This window comes from Hydrogenophaga sp., from assembly GCF_051007235.1.
GTDB lineage: Bacteria > Pseudomonadota > Gammaproteobacteria > Burkholderiales > Burkholderiaceae_C > Hydrogenophaga.
Map to the genome: position 1 here is coordinate 1 of NZ_JBPCSJ010000490.1, position 1,369 is coordinate 1,369.

The window sequence follows — 1,369 nt, forward strand, 5'->3', positions numbered from 1 at the left end:
CGACTCGGCCCGCATCGCCAGCATCAAGGCTGAGGCGGCCAAGCTGTCGCTGCAAGGCACGGTGGTGGCGAGCGACGCCTTCTTCCCGTTCCGCGATGGTCTGGATGTGGTGGTGGATGCAGGCGCGACCTGCGTGGCGCAACCGGGTGGTTCGATGCGCGATCAGGAAGTGATCGACGCGGCGAACGAGCGCGGTGTGGCGATGGTGTTCACTGGCGTTCGTCATTTCCGCCACTGAGCTTTTTGTGCGTCTGACTTGGGGGCTCCTTTTGGAGCCCCTTTTTCTTGCCTGCTGTTGTGGGTGGGCTGGGGCTCGTGGCGCCCGTTCTCCGGCTCACGCTCGCGGGCGTCTGCTCGGGTGTGCGGTGGTCACTTCGTCAACACCGGGCGTGTACCCGTCTTCTGCGGCAACCGCGAATCAAGCCTGCGCCCGGCCACCCCAAGCCCCAGCGCCGCTGACCATTCCGTTCGCCAACGAAGGGAAGTCACTGTTGGCGTTCTCAAGCCTGACTTCAAGGTGGGTGGTGCGGGCTGGCGGGCGCAGGCTCGATTCGCGGTTGCCTCAGCGCGGGCGGGCCTGCCCGGCGTTGACGCGACGAGAGTGGCGCGCTGGTGAGGTCGCTCGCGAGCGTGAGCCGGAGCACGCCAGCTCCACCACCCACCTTGCGCGAGGTCCAGGAGCGAAACGCAAGGAGCACAAACAAAAACGGCCGGAGGAAAACCCCCAGCCGTTTCAGACAAGCAAAAGACGATCAAGCCAGCTGCTTGAACACCTCACGCGCCGCCGCCACGGTGGCCGCGATGTCTTCAGCGGTGTGCGCCGCGCTCACAAAACCCGCTTCGTAAAGAGCCGGTGCGATGTACACGCCGCGGTCCAGCAGGCCGTGGAACAGGGTGTTGAACTTGGCGCCCTCGGTCTTCATCACGGTGGCGTAGTTCTGCGGCAGCTCGGACATCAGGAAGAAGCCGAACATGCCGCCCTGGCAGTCGACGCTGAAGGGCACGCCCTCGGCGTCGGCCGCGGCCTTCAGGCCGTCCACCAGCGAACGGGTTGTGGCGGACAAGGCGTCGAAGAAGCCGGGTTTCTGGATTTCTTTCAGCGTGGCCAGACCGCAGGCCGTCGCCACCGGGTTGCCCGACAGTGTGCCGGCCTGGTAGACACCACCCAGCGGCGCCAGGTGTTCCATCACCGCGCGCTTGCCGCCAAAGGCCGCCAGCGGCATGCCGCCGCCGATGACCTTGCCCATCACGGTCATGTCGGGCTCGAAGCCCGGGATCAGCGAAGCGTAGTGACCCTGGGCGCTGCCCAGACCCACGCGGAAGCCGGTCATCACCTCGTCGAACACGAACAGCGCGCCGTGCTGCGTGC

Annotated in this window: 1 protein-coding gene and 1 pseudogene; one reads left to right on the top strand and one right to left on the bottom strand. The window is 66.3% G+C overall.

The features are described from left to right. Positions 1-238 (top strand): annotated as a pseudogene (gene purH / locus ACR2JA_RS17280) (bifunctional phosphoribosylaminoimidazolecarboxamide formyltransferase/IMP cyclohydrolase); the annotation flags it as partial. Between the two features lie 514 nt (positions 239-752). Here purH and ACR2JA_RS17285 read toward each other — a convergent pair. Then, positions 753-1,369 (bottom strand): aminotransferase class III-fold pyridoxal phosphate-dependent enzyme (locus ACR2JA_RS17285; protein WP_434010310.1); only part of this gene is annotated, 617 nt, incomplete at its 5' end.